Below are 15345 nucleotides of genomic sequence, written 5' to 3'. Positions count from 1 at the left end.
GTTTAGAATGAATAGTTTAATATCTGCACGGCCAACACATGACAGGCAAACCTAACCTACCATCCCAACTGTTTTTACTGTGTTATCAGTATATTGTCCTTTAATTATTAATTATGGTTTAGATATTATAGTGTATACTTAACTCTCGTTCTATCTTCTGCTAAATCAGCTCATTATAATTCAATTAAGGAGAACGTATTTTTTAATATGAGTACTCATAATTCTCAAATGACGGATTCTTCTAAATTAGTATTCACAAGTCTTCCTTTATCAATTTTGAAAATAATGTCACAATTCTCTATTGTACTAAGCCTATGTGCAATTATAATTAATGTCTTCTCTCCTTTTAATCCGTCAATGGCCTTCATAATTTCTTTTTCTGTGCCATTATCTAGGGATGATGTTGCTTCATCCATAAATAATATTTCTGGATTATGATATAAAGCACGTGCTATACCAATGCGTTGTCGTTGGCCACCAGAAAGTCTGACCCCTCGTTCTCCTACCGTAGTTTCGAGTTTTTCTGGGAGTTCTTCTATAAACTCTTTTAATTGCGCTTGATCTAATGCACGCCATACTTCATCTTCATCAATTTTATCCTTATCTATTCCAAAGGCAACATTACCACGTATAGTATCATCTGAAAGGAATATCGATTGGGGAATATAGCCAATTTTCTGCTGCCATAACGACCTTTGTTCATGTAAGTTCATTTCATCTACAAGAATAGTTCCCTTTTCAGGCTGAAACAGCCCCAAAATAATATCAACAAGTGTTGTTTTTCCAGCACCTGATTCACCGATAAATGCAACCGATGTCCCTATTGGTATTGTTAGGGAAACATCTTTAACAGAACATTCTTTTTGATCTGGATAACGAAAAGACACTCCATTTAGCTTTATAGAATCTTTAAACGTTCTTTCTCCTCGATTTATTATTACCGAGTCTCTATTTCTCTTTATTTTTCCATTTTCATCTTTATTTAAAAATAAATCATCATAGACAATAGACAAGGCTGGCTGATTGTATCGAATACTGGTAATTAATGAGATTACTCGGGTTATGGAAGGCATCAATCGAAAAGAAGCCATGGCAAACAGCGCCATTGTCGATACAATTTGTGTTAAACCTGTTCCCTGAAATACGATGATTAGCATTGTAATAAGCACAATAGATACCAACAAGGTTTCTATAAACAGCCTTGGTGCTAATTCTAGCATCTTCATGTAACGGCTATTATTTGCCTTGATTTGACTCTGGGAAGTATAAGAGTTAATAAAGAAACTTTCCTTGCCCGATACTTTAACTTCTTTACTTGCCCCTAATCCCTGGTTCACCCATTTAATCATTGTTCCACTTACTTTTTGCTGTTCCTTTCCTAAAGAGCTAATCTTTTTACGAAGAAATGCAAAAAATAAAAAAACACTTCCACCTAATAATATGGAGGCCACCAGTGTTGCAATTGGAGCCGTCATTAATAATAAAACTAAAATACAGGTAATAACCAGAAACTCAGTGAATAGTTGAAAGCCTGCCATCACGATACCTTGAAAAACTTTTGATACCTCTCCATTTACATTACGCAGTAAATCTGCAGTGTTTCTTTGTAAGTGGAAAGTGTATGGCTTTGTTAAATATTCCTTAAATAATGTACGAGATAATTTAACTTGCTGATTTAAAATCACTCTGAATTGAGTATAATTAAAAATCAGCAAGTATAGATTTTTTAAAATAAATACTGTCAATAAAGTTATGACAGAAAATATGATAAATGTTGTTGTTGATTCAAAATTAAACACGTCATAAATGTAAGACAAAATAGCTTGTTCCTGAATAATAGCAGGATCGGTTACAATTCCTACAAACGGTACAATTAAACCTATTCCGAATGTTTCAAATAAAGCTGCTACTATCATCATAAAGAATAAAATAATCAATTTTTTCTTTTCTCTTTTGTTAAAAAGATTTAACAATTTAGTTAAAGAAATCTTCAATTTTGTTACCTCCTTCATAAAAATTTGCCTCAGTAATTGTAAGTTTGTGAAAAACTAAATTGATATGTGTTATTCACACCAGCAAACTATCTAGCTAAGGTTTTTTCCTATTTGAATCAGTAAGCTATCAATTTCTCATAACTACGGAATAATTAAGGGTTCACCGAATAATCTGTCAAACTTAAAATCACTAAATTTCCCAAACCCGTTGTTTGGTGTAAATGTTAATTCACCAACATATATTTTCCCATGGCTATAATATAAGTCCACACGAACAAACGGAAAACCATCAGAAAGTTTACGAGATATCTCGAGCATTTCATTATAGTGGTACGGTTTCTTTACACTAATATTAGTATCCGGTAGTCCACTAATGTTCATATTTAACCAATTCCAATTTACATCATAGTATCCTTTTTTTCTTGTATTTTCCGTAACTTTAACAGCCACTGTATATTGAGGCTCACCATGGTAACAATAAAACTTATATTCTTTCATATCCCCAGCTGAGTCTTCTATTAATTGTTCAATTATTACTCTGCCTCTTATATTTTTATAATTCTTTTCTCCTGATACATAAAAGTAATTTGTATTTATCCAACTTTCAATTCTCTCCTTAGCTTTAAACCAGTCTAATTCTGCTTTATCTTTAACAATCATATTCCAGCCAGAACCATGCGTAGCTTTAACAATAAATTTTTTAGGAAGTAAATCTATATTAATATCATTAGCATTTTCATAAACTCCAATTTTTGGAATTAAATACTTCTCCCCTACCATTTCTTTTACATAATTTCTAACTTCATTCTTATCAACGTACTTAGCATATTTTTCTAATGATCCATACAGTTTTAACCATTGAATTTTTTCTGTAAGTGTTATCGGCACTTTAAAATTAATGGTATATCCATGTTGCCGTAGAAATTTTCTTTTTATATATCTTTTATGGGTAACAGGTATTAGGAATCTTGCTTTATTTTTTAGTTTTACTATATTATCTAAGGCTCTAATAAGTATCTTCTTGGCTCTATATACCATGATAAACCCCCTCCGTTCTGTAATAGTCAATTTGAATTGAACACATATATATGTAATAAATAAAAAAACTCCTACCTGATAAGATAGAAGAGACCATAGTTCCAAATATATGATTTAAATTTTAATTATTTTTTAACTGGTAGAATCAAGTGACTACCAAAAAGTCTGTCGAATTCAACATCACTAAATTTTGCAAAGCCATTATCTGATGTGAATGTTAGTTCACCAACATATATTTTCCCTTGACTATAGTATAAGTCCACACGAACAAACGCAAAGTCATTAGAGAGTTTAGTACATATATCTAACATTTCTTCAAAGTGATAAGGTTTTGTCATACTATGATTTGTTATTGGCTGCCCTTTCATATTCATGTTTAACTTATTCCAATTTAGATCATAAAATTCTAGTTGCCTAGAATAAGGATCTGTTACTACCATGATATATTGTGGCTTACCATGATAACAATAAAATTTATATTCTTTAACAGCACCATTTGGATCGTCTATTAATTGTTCAATAATTACTCTGCCTCTTATATTTTTATAATTCTTTTCCCCTGAGGTATAAAAGTAATTTGTATTTATCCATTTTTTGATCTTATTTGTAGTGTTATTCCAGTTTAAGTTTGACTTATCTTTAACTATCATGTTCCAGCCTGATCCATGTGTAGCCTTAATAACAAACCTTTCTGGAAGTAAATCCAGTTCAATATCATTGGCGTTCTTATAAACTCCAATTTTGGGAATTAAATAGTTCTCCCCTACCTTTTCCTTCACATAACTTCTTACCTCATTTTTGTCAACATATTCCGCGTATTGTTCTAATGATCCGTATAATTTAATCCATTGTATTTTTTCTGATAAAGTAACCGGATTTTTAAAATTTATATTATATCCATGTTGCTGCAGAAACCTTTTTTTAATAAATCTTTTATGTGTAATAGGTAATAAGAATCTCGCTTTACTTTTCAGCCTTATTAACTTATCTAATATTCTAATGACAATAAATTTAATAATGTTTTTCAATTTAACTCTCCCCATCTTTTCACCACTACATATAGGTCTTCATGGAAGGCAATCATTAGAAGTATTTAAACAGTTCGTCTCCCTTTAATAATCAATGTATATAAATTATAAAATTTATAAAATAAACTACCTAATGAATAATTACGAACAAGTAAATAAGAAATAATTCTTACCTTTACTGGGTCTCTTTTTACTAATTCCTTGAAATAAGTATTTTTTTTAATATTTATCTTCATGCTTCTCCATCTTTTATACAGAGTCTTACTTAAGTAATTTTTTTTATTATAAATAATGTCTCTATTAACCCAAAAGTTATGAATAAAAGCTAAAAATTCAAATTCCTCCTTGTTCTCTGAGTATATATGATGATATTTAAGTTGTTGTTGAATATAGCTGGTTGCCTTTTCCACTTCTAGTAAAACTGGTGATATTGAGTTAGTTACAGATGTACTTCTAGAGGTAACGTAAAAATATAAATACTTGTCGATAAGACAAACTTTTGGATCATGCATACCCAAGGAGCATGAAAATGCTAAATCTTGTGCCTTAGCAATACTCTGAGGGAAAGAAATTTCATTATTAATGATAAACTTTCGCTTGATTAACTTACTCCATAAAGATGGATTTATTTTACTTGTCATAATCTTTTTTAAAAAGTCATCTCCAACCAGCATTTGAAAATTAATACTTTTAGTTGAACTTTTTTTCATTTCATCTCCATCTACGAAATAAAATTTATAACACACGATATCATAATCTTTTTGTTTAGCTTTTTTATATAATACTTCAATGGCATCTTCTGCTAACCAATCATCTCCGTCCACAAATAGTAAGTACTCTCCTTTTGCAACATTAAAGCCATTCTTCCTTGCTCTCATAACCCCTTTATTACTTTGGTTAATAACCTTAATCCTGGGATCAATCTCTGCCATTTGTTGAATACCTCTTAGTGTATTATCTGTAGAACCATCATTAACTACTATGATTTCTATATCTTTGAGGGTTTGACTAACTAGAGACTCCATACATTTTTTTATGTACCTTTCTATATTGTATGCTGATACTATTAAACTAACTTTTGGCATTATGATGGACTCTCCTTTTTGATTTTATTTGTACTGACATAAGCTAATATCATTTATTTGTCCGAAATAACTTGATAACTTTTTTCGAATTTTGATAAATCTACTGTATACTGACGGGTGATATAAGAATAATTTAAGCTCCATTTTGTCTTTCTCGTTTAATATATCCTTATAATTTTTGAATCCTGTTCTAAATTCATTTTTCAATTCCGACAGAACCTTTTTTTCGGATGGAAAATGCCTCTTCACCGAATAGTAATGAATGATAATTAGGTGTAAATAAGTATTCGTTACCTGTTGAAGCAAGTAATTATATTTCTGTAACTCAAAAAGCAAAACCCGATCCCTTAGTGCTTCAATTGCATCAAGTCTCTTTAGATTATATTTTTCATTAGTAAAACTTGCATCGTTGTGATAGTAGTAATACAAGATCGCATCTGTAAAAACAATTTTTTTCGTAGCTTGAATTATATGGTGAATCACAAATTCGTCATCGTGCACTTTCCCGTCTGGATACCGAACGTGTTTAAAAATCTCTCTTTTATATAGTTTGTTCCAAGGTACAACCATAGCTAAATTTTTTTCGTTAAATAAATTTTGAAAGGCTTCTTCTTGTCTAAAAGAGTGAATTTGCTGGTTTGTTATTGTCTTATCGCTTCCTTTTATATGCTCACTTATGTTGGCATTGTAGACTTTAGTTATCCCACACATTGCTATGTCAGCGTCATTATCATTGAGGTGTTTCAGCAAAATCTCATACATTTTTGGGTGAATACTGTCGTCAGAGTCCACAAATCCTATTAGATCACCGCTAGCCATGTCCAGACCTTTATTTCTTACAGATGACAAACCTACGTTTGATTGATGGACCACAATAATTCTCTCATCAAGTTCAGCAAATTCATCACATATTTCTGGACTTTTGTCTTTAGAACCATCATTAATAATAATGATTTCGAGATTTTCATAAGTTTGATTCAATATACTATTAAAGCACTTTTCAATGAATGCTTCCCCGTTATAAACAGGGACAATAACAGATATTAATGGGTTCATGTTGGAATTTCCCCTCCCTTACTAGAAAAGTCTCCTCTGCCTCCTTCAAATAAAGTCTAACTACTTAGCACGAATTGATTTCTAATATGATAAACCGCCAGTGTTATCCTTGGTAACCTAGACCAAAAATGAATTAAATAGGTTTCCTTTTTTGATACGTAGGGATTATCTAAAAATAAATGTTTCCACGAGATAATTTGCTGGGTCACGACCTTCAATGACTTTTTTCGGACTTCCTTATTTTCCTTCATAATATCAATAACCAACCATCTAAGGGATTTATAATAGTCCGCAGTAATGATATCCAGAACATATTTAGATGTGTTTTTTTGATTTAAAAACTCTATAGACTCTTCAAAGTTTTCAATAATGTCTAACCGTTTTATGCTATATTTCGTTAACTTCTTCCTAGTCATACTTTCCGAATGTATAACATAAAAATACAATCGTTCTTCCGTAAACACTACTTTATTGGCTTGTTGGATAAGACGGTATTGCACGGCTGCATCTTCAAATTTTCTGCCAATTGGAAATCTAACTTCATTAAATAATTCCTTCCTATAAAGCTTATTACATAAGCCAAATCCTGTAAGTTTGCCACTGTACATTTTATATAATGCTTCTTCATTATTCATCGAATGAATGTTATCACTTATAGCAGGTTTACCTAACATCTCACCATTCACGTCTATTAAGTAATTGTTACATGTGCTTATGTCTGCACGATTTGTCTCGCAAAGCTTAAATAACTTCCCAAGCATAGTTAGATCAAGCCGATCATCACCATCAGCCATTAGAATGTATTTTCCGGTAGAAGCTTCAAGCGCTAAATTACGAGCTGCTGAAACTCCTTGGTTAGACTGATAAATATAAGTTATCCTCTCATCCAACTGTCTGTAATAGTTGCAAATCTCACTTGTGCGATCAGTGGAACCATCATCTATGATAATTAGCTCAAAGTCTGTAAACTGCTGATTTAATATAGAGATAATACATTTCTCAACATATTTCTCTAAATTAAATACAGTAATTGAAACACTAATTGAAGGTGCTTTCACGCTTAAAATCCTCCCCTTCATCAAATGGCATCTTTTTTAAAATTTGTAATAGGAACTGCTTTTTCAACTTTTTCCTTTTCTAAAGCTTGACTCAATTTATTTTTTAATTCTGGATCCTCTATTAAGCTGATGACATTTTGCATTATCTCCTGTTCCTTAAACCCTGAAATCAACCCCGTCACTCCGTGTTTAATCTGTTCTTGGGCTCCTACTGTATCTGTCGTCACAATAGGTCTCTCCAATGCTCGTGCTTCGGCAATAGTAATACAGTAACCTTCATGTCTCGAAGGCTGGACATATATATCGCTTTGACGTATATAAGGATAAGGATTGCTTTTTGCTCCTTCTAATATAAAGGAATCTTCTAAGTCAAATTCCTTTATCAATTTCTGTATATGAGTCCTCCATTCTCCCTCCCCAACCCAATGCCACTGTATGTTATATCCAAGTTGTCTTAATGCATACAGGATTTTAACCGCTATATCGGGTCCCTTCTCTTTCATAATCCTTGCTACCGTCACAATTCGAATGATTGAAGAATCCGGAAATACATCTTCTTTTACTGCAAGCTCTGTAAGAGTCATTGCAGAAACTTCATTTGTTCGAGTCTCTATTTTGTGACTTAGAGTAGGTAGTTTTTCTTTCAATTGAATTGCAGCGGTGTTTGAGACCACACATATACGATTGAATGACTTATACAATCTTCGTGCAAATTTTGGGTCAAATCCTATTTGGTTTACATCAAAATGTATCCATTGATTCTTTTCTGCTGCCTTCACTCGAGTGGCAATATAGTATGTTATTATATCCATCGGTCCCGCATAGGCGACTGCAATGTCATACTCTTCTTCCATTATTGGAACTTGTTTAAAGATTTTTTTAAACAAAATTCGTCTGTCTTTAGTTACTCTCATATAGCTATGGATAGCCATAAGAAAAAGCGCCTGTTTATACCAACGCTTGGATAAATAATCTTTTATTTTTTCTTTAGGATTGTAAGTAAGATCTCGTAGTTGTCGCCCAACCTGAGGAAATTCCTTCATCTCCTGAATCTTTACATGCTGGGGAATTTCTTGATAAAACCCACCTTTTTTTTGTAACAGTAATAAAGTTATTTCATATTCCTCTTCAGGTAATTTATCAAGCATATTTAAGAAGGCTCGTTCCGTTCCTCCTACATTCATACTGATTAGCATAAACAGTACTTTTTTTCTCATAACTGTATTTTTTCACCCTCTTTTTCTAGACCTTTGACCAGTTGATAAAACTTATGAATCTCTTCTATATTTCCCTTTTTCTCTTGTTTTTGGTAAGTAATAATTCCGTTTCTTATATCATGGTGTTCTAATAGTTGTTGAATCCCTTCTGCTACTGCTTCTGGTTTCATATCAACTGTAATTCCGTTTTTACCTTCTATCATCTGACTGTATACAGCATCAAATCTTGTGGTGACAATGGGAGTATTAAGCATTCTTGCTTCAGCAAGTGCTATTCCATAACCTTCAAATCTGGACGTCTGAACATATAAATCCGCTTCTTTTAAAAAAGGATATGGATTAGATTTAACTCCCAAAAGAACCATTTCCTTTTCCAACTTAAGTGAATGAATCTGCTCTTGTATCTCTTTCTCCAGAGGACCCTTGCCAAGCACATACCAACGAAACGATATGCCAGATTCTTTTAGTTTTGCACATGCCTTTAAGGCAATATCATAGCCTTTCTGCCTTGCGAGCCGGCCAATCGTTAATATCCTTATCCCATTAAAATTATCATCATACCCTTTACCATTTTTGGCCATTTTATTTATTAATTCCGGATTATTAATATCGTAAATAACTTGTAACTTATCTTCTACTGTCAGTTGGTTCTGTAAAAATATCTCTTTTGTTTTCTCAGAAACAGTTATAATTTTATCCATCCTGTTATAATGCTTCATCTGATACTTTTTTTCTACTCCTTCTAAGTAGTAACTGACGTTAACCCACGCAAACTTTTTTGCTGCTCTTACCTTTTCTGACACGTAAAACGTTGGTACTCCTTGAGCATAAGCAATTGCCGCATCATATTTTGTTGAATTAGGCGGAATAACTGATCCGATACTTTCCCAGAATAATCGTGCCTTGGTAATATTATTTACTTTTCCAATCCTCAACCTAAATGAATAAGATAGCCTTGCTAATACATAGCTTGGTGGAGATAATATAGCTGTTTTCCAAAAAGGATTCGATGCAAAATTTGTGTATTCAAATGGAGGTAATACCCTTACTTCTTTTGGAACAAGAGATTCTAGTTCTCCTCCATATAAAAACAGTTGAAGATCTACGTCATATGAGTCAAAATCTATTAAACTTAACAAGGTAACTAAACTCTTTTCAGCTCCTGCACATGCAAGTGAATCGATAACAAATAACAGTTTTTTCTTCTTCATAACTGCTTCACCAATTTCTTACCCTCTAGTCGCGATATCAGTAGTTTATGAAGGTATGGGCTTAGGAAGAAGGCACTAAACATAACCTTTTTCCTATTACTTACCTGTGAATTTTTTATCATTCTAGGAAACAACTTGTTATATAACTTTTTTATCTCCTTACGTCTACCTTCTGCTCCTGGAAGCTCAATCTGAGATTGTAAATAATACCAGAAAAAATGCTCCGAAAAATGGAGAAGAGATTTTTCTTCCACATCTTTTAACTTTTTTTCTCTGAAGAATACAGCACGCTCATACAGCGCTAACACTTTGTCAAACTTCCCTATAGTCATTGGTATAGGTACTGAGCTTCCCTTGCGTCCCTCACAAACAACATAATAATAAAGTGGCTCATGAATATAAACCACTTGAGCTGCTTGATAAATGAGTCTATGAGCAACAAATTCATCATCGTCAACATAACCAATAGGGTATTTAATATTATTAAATAGTTCTCTTCGGTACATCTTACTCCATGGAACGGAAAACAAACGGTCTGTATCATACAGACCGTGTAATGCCTGAGTCCCTGAAGAAATAGTTAAAGAATAGTTCTGTAACTGTTCATGTCTTCTATTATAATTTTTATCTTCCCCTTCTTCTATCGCCTGGAAATCACACAGCGCTATGCCTGCTTGGGCAGAAACCATGTGATGATAAAGTACATTCAGCATTTGCTCGTGGAGAAAATCATCACAGTCGATAAAAGTGATAAACTCCCCTGTTGAACAAGATATACCAATATTACGTATAGTACCTATATCACTATGCTCTCTATGAATAACCGAAATTCTATTATCTTGCTTTGAATATTGGTCGCAAATTATTCCACTATTATCAGTAGATCCATAATTAATCAAAATGAGTTCAAAATCAGTAAGAGTTTGTGTTAATACAGAATTTATACAAAGTGATATATTTAATTCCTGATTATATACTGGTGCTATTACACTTATCATTGGCATGGTAACACCTCCTGATTTAAACCTTTATTTTCAGCGTCTAACAACTTCATTAGGTTTCTTCCTCCAACCTTTAATTAATAATCTATGAATATCAGGACTAAGGCGAAATACACTGAATACAATCTTTTTCTTTTTATTAGTCAGAGGATTTCTCACTATTCTAAGAAATAATTTGTTATAAATAGATTTAATTTCAGCACGTTTATCATGCGCCTGCGGTAGCTCGATTTGAGATTGTAAATAATACCAGAAAAAGTATTCTGTAAAATCCAATAGAGCTTTCTCCTCTAAATTGTGCAGGTTTTTTTCTCTAAAAAAATCTGCTCGGTCATGCAGAGCTATAATCTTATCGAACTTTTTTGCTGTCATTGGTGAATGAGTAGTACTTCCATTACGAATAACATAAAAATAGAGTGGTGCATGAACGTATACAATTTTATTTGTTTCATAAAGGAGTCTGTGGGCTGTGAATTCATCATCGTATAAATAGCCGCTTGGATACTTCACGTCCTTAAAGAGACCTTTTTTATATAATTTGTTCCAAGGTACAACATACGTATGCGTTTTTTCGTATAATCCGTTCAAAGCCTGTATATGTGTATTAGTAGTAACGGAATAGTCTAGAATCACATTTTTCCTTTTTTCCTCTTGCCCTTCTTCTGTGGGAAGATAATCACACATTGCAATATCTGCATTGTTAGAAGTAATATGCTTATAAAGGATTTCTACCATCTGTTCGTGGAAATAATCATCACAGTCAATAAAAGTTATATAATCACCGGTCGCATGAGCAATACCTGTATTACGAGCTGCTGCAATGCCATCATTGCTTTTGTGTACAACCATTATTCTTTCATCTTTTTTTGCATATTCCTCACAAATACAACCGCTATTATCAGTTGATCCATCGTTTATTAGTATTAATTCAAAATCCTTGAACGACTGGTCTAACACAGAATTTATACATAACGGTATGTAAGCTTCTAAATTATATATTAATGCGATAATACTTACTTTTGGCATAGTGTGCCTCCACTTATTAAGAAATGTGACATTTCAATATCTTTTTTTCCTTTGCTGAGATGTAATATTGATAATTTATCATCCGCAACTTGAGCTTCACCTTCCAAGACAGCTGTTTCAATTTTGGGATATTATGAAAGTGCTTCCTCACTTCACGACTAATTCGAGTAAATTGTTCATTTGCTTCTTGCTTATCCGAAATTTGACCTAGAATTGTTTGAACATTATCCAGAGACCACCAGATAAATCTCATCCATACTTCCTCCATTAATTGAGGATAAACATCATTTATAGTATGGATAATTTCATCCCAAGCTTTGTAACTATCAATTCTTCCTTTATGAAACTTTTCTGTAAGAATGCTTTGCTCACGATTCCGATAGATATAGCCTGTTTTCGAAGTATTAACGATGCGATCTGCTTTTAAAAATAGCTGATATGAAACAGCTAAATCTTCATGAATTCTACCTTCTGGAAAAGTAATATTGTCAAAACAATGGCGTCGGTAGAGTTTGTTCCATAATGCAAATCTGTATATTTTTCCACGAAATAATTCTCGTAATGCTTCCTCTTGTGAAAGTGTGATTATATGGTTTTTCTCTCTAAAATGTGTTACTTCATCTCCAAACTGGCGAGCGTATCCGCAAACCGAAATATCACTATCATTATCTTCCATTAAGTTCTGCAAGTTCTCAAACATATCCGGCAGAATCCAGTCATCACTATCTACAAATCCAATCAATTCTCCAGTGGCGTGCTGAACACCTGTATTCCTTGCTGCACTCACACCTTGCGAATCCTGATGAATTACAATTATGCGCGAATCTTCTTTTGCAAATTCTTTACAAATAGTAGGACTGTTATCAGTTGATCCATCATTAATTAATAGAATTTCCAGTTCCTTTTTCGTTTGATTACAAATACTTGATAGACATTCCTCTAAGTATGTTTCCACATTATAAACAGGGACAATAATACTAATAGTCGGTTTCATTTACTCTCCCCCTTACAACTCTACCTTCTGCTTCACGATCGTCGACGAGACACCCTTTGTATATGGGAAATAGACGATGTCGACTCCTTCTTTGTTAAACTTTTTTTCCAGTTCATTAAAAAGAGCATTTCCTTTCCAGTCGTCACCAACAAACATGACGTCAAAAAGTAAATGCTCCCAAGCTCGATATTTATCTCTGTCTTTTTGTGGTATTGCTTCATCGACATATTTAATCCCTTCTACAATTTCTATTCTTTCCTCATAAGGGATGATGGGTTGCTTATTTTTGTATTTCATCACTAACTCATCTGTACTTACGCCTACAATGAGAAATTCGCATTTTTCTTTTGCTTTTTTTAAAATGTTCAGGTGACCAACATGAAATAGATCAAATACCCCTGTTGTATAGCCGATTTTATACTGCTTCATATATTTCTTCACTCCTTTTCCCTTTTTGGCCATGGCAAATACGGTCGATCCGCTTTACCAATTGTTTGCTTGCATTTCCGTCCTCGAAACTGCCAATCTTATATAGGAACTTTTCTATTTCTTTTCGATATGGTACGTAATCAAACGTGGCGACTTTTTCTAAAAGGTCATTGTTGCTAGTTGCACTAATAAACGAAAGGTCTGTTATATCAAAATACAGCTTTCTTTCCTGTCTTGTATACTCCTCTAAATCCGGTACATAGAGAAAACATGGCCGTTTGGTTATCGAATAATCGAATATTAGTGATGAATAGTCGGATATCAGTACATCTGCTGCTAGCAGTAATTCCTGTATATCGTCGTATGAAGTTACATCCATAACACGATCACCATAAGTAAGCTTGCCTGATTCTGCGGTTAAGTGTGGATGTAGTTTAACCAATATTGTCCACTCATTGCCAAACCTGCTTTCCAGCTGGCGTACCAAGCGAGACCAGTCAATATTATAAACTTCCAGGTTATTATTTTTTCTAAATGTTGGTGCATATAACAAAACTTTAGAATCAGAATTAACATGTAACTTTTCTAATACATCCGCTCTCTTGTCTGGATTACGTTTGAACAATAAGTCATTCCTTGGTGTTCCATGCTCAAAAATCTCTCCTCCATACCAGAAGGATCGTTTAAATATAGCGGTACTGTATTTACATCCGGATAATAATAAATCACATTTTGCTGAGTCTTTCTTCGCCATTTTTACGTAGCTTGGTGGGAGCACAGCCTCAGCATCCTTTTCAATATGTTTTAACCGTAGTGAACTGTGCCATGTTTGAATGTAATACTGCTTCTTTCGTTTAACAAATAAACCAGTAGTTCGATAATTTGTAATGATCACTTTCGACGTGCACAATTCATAAAAATATCGTAATGACATGACCTTTACTTTTTTAACATGGTCCAGGTGTTTTTTGGAATCAGGGTCATTAAAGGCCCAGACAACGTCAAATCTGTCTTTTGGGTAATACTTCTTAATATATTCGGTAATATACTTTGGACTGCATCCATACTGACTTCCATAATAACTAAATAAGAATATTTTGTTCTGTTTTATCGGAAGACAGTTACATATATAAATAATAATTAACGCGATCCATTTCTTCATTTAGATGACACCTCCTGCTTTAATCCAACTGGTTTAGGCAATATTCTAGTCGCCCTCATCACTTTCCTTACTCCAAGAAATAGAACATTTAAATAAGGATGTAGGGAAAATAAATATAATTGCTTTCTTAACGTTTTGTCGTCCATTACTGCTCTTCTCAGCTTATAGTAGTTTTCACTTATGTAGGATTGTATTTCTTTTCGATGCAACCCGTTTTTATCCTTCTCTCTGTTAAGCAGCAATAGATTATAATGGATAAAGCTCATATTCAATATAGCCTTATAGGACTCATCTGTTAGTCCCTGATAATAATTCTCGATAAACCGGTGCCTTTCCTTTAACCCTTTAATAATATCGAGGTTTTTTGGAGTATAGGATGCGACGATGCTATCATACCGTTGATAATAGTAATATAATGGCTTATGTAAAAGCACAAACTTTTCAACTCGTTGCATCACTTGATGTGCCCAAAACACATCTTCAAATAACACTCCTTTTTGAAATGGGATATCGTTGATCAGCCTTGTTTTATAAAGCTTACCCCAGGCAAAATTCTTCACCCGTTCGTTAATAACTAACTCATACATTAGCTTTCTATTATCCAGTTGTATTGGCGCATCATGTTCATTATGATACCTATTATCCAAAAGTAATTTATCTTCATGGGCATAAAAAAAAGCTGATTGAACAACTTCAGCTTGATATGCCTGGCTACATTTAACCAGGCTTTCAATCATGTTATTTTCCAGCCAATCATCACTATCAACAAACATGGTGAATTCTCCTGTTGCACGTTTCATTCCATGATTTCGTGCGTCAGATAACCCCCCGTTTTCCTTATGGATCACCTTTATCCGGGGATCTGATTTATTGTAATTAGCTGCAATAGCTCCACAATTGTCCGGAGAACCATCATCTACAAGGATGACTTCTAAGTTAAAGTATGTTTGATTAAGAATACTTTCGATGCAGCGATGAATATATTTTTCCACCTTATAGATTGGGACAACAACACTAACTTTTCCCTTTCGCATCCTGTATTGCCC

General features: G+C 33.3%; 14 protein-coding genes. All 14 read right to left on the bottom strand.

Annotation, left to right across the window (positions count from 1 at the left end; all coding sequences use genetic code 11):
- Nucleotides 1-224 precede the first annotated feature (224 nt).
- Nucleotides 225-1994, bottom strand: a complete 1770-nt coding sequence (locus tag BLS02_RS02050; RefSeq protein ID WP_092491295.1) for an ABC transporter ATP-binding protein — start codon at nucleotides 1992-1994, stop codon at nucleotides 225-227.
- Nucleotides 1995-2135: 141 nt separating this feature from the next.
- Nucleotides 2136-3032 carry an ATP-grasp fold amidoligase family protein gene (locus BLS02_RS02045; protein WP_092491294.1) on the bottom strand — a complete coding sequence of 299 codons (897 nt, stop codon included), beginning with the start codon at nucleotides 3030-3032 and terminating at the stop codon, nucleotides 2136-2138.
- Between the two features lie 125 nt (nucleotides 3033-3157).
- Entirely contained in the window at nucleotides 3158-4060 is a 903-nt protein-coding gene (locus tag BLS02_RS02040) for an ATP-grasp fold amidoligase family protein (protein WP_175559421.1), read from the bottom strand.
- Between the two features lie 65 nt (nucleotides 4061-4125).
- On the bottom strand, nucleotides 4126-5145 hold the full coding sequence (locus BLS02_RS02035; protein ID WP_092491292.1) for a glycosyltransferase family 2 protein: 1020 nt from the start codon (nucleotides 5143-5145) through the stop codon (nucleotides 4126-4128).
- Nucleotides 5146-5169: 24 nt separating this feature from the next.
- Complete coding sequence (locus BLS02_RS02030; protein ID WP_092491291.1) at nucleotides 5170-6201, bottom strand: glycosyltransferase family 2 protein; 1032 nt, start codon at nucleotides 6199-6201, stop codon at nucleotides 5170-5172.
- A 56-nt stretch (nucleotides 6202-6257) separates the two neighbouring features.
- On the bottom strand, nucleotides 6258-7259 hold the full coding sequence (locus tag BLS02_RS02025; protein ID WP_175559420.1) for a glycosyltransferase family 2 protein: 1002 nt from the start codon (nucleotides 7257-7259) through the stop codon (nucleotides 6258-6260).
- A gap of 20 nt (nucleotides 7260-7279) precedes the next feature.
- Entirely contained in the window at nucleotides 7280-8476 is a 1197-nt protein-coding gene (locus BLS02_RS02020; protein WP_092491289.1) for a glycosyltransferase, read from the bottom strand.
- The gene (locus BLS02_RS02015; RefSeq protein WP_092491288.1) at nucleotides 8473-9687 is read right to left on the bottom strand and encodes a glycosyltransferase; all 1215 of its coding nucleotides are present in this window, start codon (nucleotides 9685-9687) and stop codon (nucleotides 8473-8475) included. The genes BLS02_RS02020 and BLS02_RS02015 overlap by 4 nt, the downstream gene beginning before the upstream one ends.
- Nucleotides 9684-10691, bottom strand: coding sequence for a glycosyltransferase family 2 protein (locus tag BLS02_RS02010; RefSeq protein ID WP_092491287.1), 1008 nt, complete (start codon nucleotides 10689-10691; stop codon nucleotides 9684-9686). The genes BLS02_RS02015 and BLS02_RS02010 overlap by 4 nt, the downstream gene beginning before the upstream one ends.
- A 30-nt stretch (nucleotides 10692-10721) precedes the next feature.
- On the bottom strand, nucleotides 10722-11714 hold the full coding sequence (locus BLS02_RS02005; protein ID WP_092491286.1) for a glycosyltransferase family 2 protein: 993 nt from the start codon (nucleotides 11712-11714) through the stop codon (nucleotides 10722-10724).
- A 16-nt stretch (nucleotides 11715-11730) separates the two neighbouring features.
- A complete protein-coding gene (locus tag BLS02_RS02000; protein ID WP_092491285.1) occupies nucleotides 11731-12708 on the bottom strand; it encodes a glycosyltransferase family 2 protein in 978 nt (325 codons plus the stop codon).
- A 12-nt stretch (nucleotides 12709-12720) separates the two neighbouring features.
- Nucleotides 12721-13137 (bottom strand): FAD synthase family protein, encoded by a 417-nt coding sequence (locus BLS02_RS01995; protein WP_092491284.1) that lies wholly within the window; start codon nucleotides 13135-13137, stop codon nucleotides 12721-12723.
- Nucleotides 13124-14299 (bottom strand): CDP-glycerol glycerophosphotransferase family protein, encoded by a 1176-nt coding sequence (locus BLS02_RS01990; RefSeq protein ID WP_092491283.1) that lies wholly within the window; start codon nucleotides 14297-14299, stop codon nucleotides 13124-13126. The genes BLS02_RS01995 and BLS02_RS01990 overlap by 14 nt, the downstream gene beginning before the upstream one ends.
- The gene (locus BLS02_RS01985; protein WP_092491282.1) at nucleotides 14296-15333 is read right to left on the bottom strand and encodes a glycosyltransferase family 2 protein; all 1038 of its coding nucleotides are present in this window, start codon (nucleotides 15331-15333) and stop codon (nucleotides 14296-14298) included. The genes BLS02_RS01990 and BLS02_RS01985 overlap by 4 nt, the downstream gene beginning before the upstream one ends.
- Nucleotides 15334-15345 lie beyond the last annotated feature (12 nt).

It is taken from the genome of Virgibacillus salinus (assembly GCF_900102415.1).
GTDB classification, from domain to species: Bacteria; Bacillota; Bacilli; order Bacillales; family Amphibacillaceae; genus Lentibacillus; species Lentibacillus subterraneus.
This window is presented reverse-complemented; position numbering and strand designations above follow the sequence as displayed.

Bases quoted from the DNA above. Each gene is read 5' to 3' on its own strand.
- BLS02_RS02045 (WP_092491294.1), bottom strand. From the start codon at position 3,032: ATGGTATATAGAGCCAAGAAGATACTTATTAGAGCCTTAGATAATATA.
- BLS02_RS02010 (WP_092491287.1), bottom strand. From the start codon at position 10,691: ATGCCAATGATAAGTGTAATAGCACCAGTATATAATCAGGAATTAAAT.
- BLS02_RS02015 (WP_092491288.1), bottom strand. From the start codon at position 9,687: ATGAAGAAGAAAAAACTGTTATTTGTTATCGATTCACTTGCATGTGCA.
- BLS02_RS01995 (WP_092491284.1), bottom strand. From the start codon at position 13,137: ATGAAGCAGTATAAAATCGGCTATACAACAGGGGTATTTGATCTATTT.
- BLS02_RS01990 (WP_092491283.1), bottom strand. From the start codon at position 14,299: ATGAAGAAATGGATCGCGTTAATTATTATTTATATATGTAACTGTCTT.
- BLS02_RS02000 (WP_092491285.1), bottom strand. From the start codon at position 12,708: ATGAAACCGACTATTAGTATTATTGTCCCTGTTTATAATGTGGAAACA.
- BLS02_RS02020 (WP_092491289.1), bottom strand. From the start codon at position 8,476: ATGAGAAAAAAAGTACTGTTTATGCTAATCAGTATGAATGTAGGAGGA.
- BLS02_RS02005 (WP_092491286.1), bottom strand. From the start codon at position 11,714: ATGCCAAAAGTAAGTATTATCGCATTAATATATAATTTAGAAGCTTAC.
- BLS02_RS02030 (WP_092491291.1), bottom strand. From the start codon at position 6,201: ATGAACCCATTAATATCTGTTATTGTCCCTGTTTATAACGGGGAAGCA.
- BLS02_RS01985 (WP_092491282.1), bottom strand. From the start codon at position 15,333: ATGCGAAAGGGAAAAGTTAGTGTTGTTGTCCCAATCTATAAGGTGGAA.
- BLS02_RS02035 (WP_092491292.1), bottom strand. From the start codon at position 5,145: ATGCCAAAAGTTAGTTTAATAGTATCAGCATACAATATAGAAAGGTAC.